The sequence below is a fragment of the Enterobacter sp. UNJFSC 003 genome, from assembly GCF_036903355.1.
Taxonomy (GTDB): Bacteria; Pseudomonadota; Gammaproteobacteria; order Enterobacterales; family Enterobacteriaceae; genus Enterobacter.
The window spans coordinates 1-293 of record NZ_JBAKHK010000107.1; the positions used below are offsets into that span (position 1 = coordinate 1).

1 pseudogene is annotated in these 293 nt (G+C 57.0%); it reads left to right on the forward strand.

Annotation, left to right across the window (positions count from 1 at the left end):
• Window positions 1–293, forward strand: a pseudogene (gene livG, locus V5P19_RS23315) (high-affinity branched-chain amino acid ABC transporter ATP-binding protein LivG); the annotation flags it as partial.

Below are 293 nucleotides of genomic sequence, written 5' to 3' on the forward strand. Positions count from 1 at the left end.
ACGCCATCCTTCCGTCGCGCCCAGAGCGAAGCGCTCGACCGCGCCGCGACCTGGCTTGAGCGCATTGGTTTGCTGGAACACGCCAACCGTCAGGCGAGTAACCTGGCCTATGGTGACCAGCGCCGTCTTGAGATTGCCCGCTGCATGGTGACGCAGCCGGAGATTTTAATGCTCGACGAACCTGCGGCAGGTCTTAACCCGAAAGAGACGAAAGAGCTGGATGAGCTGATTGCCGAACTGCGCAATCATCACAACACCACTATCTTGTTGATTGAACACGATATGAAGCTGGT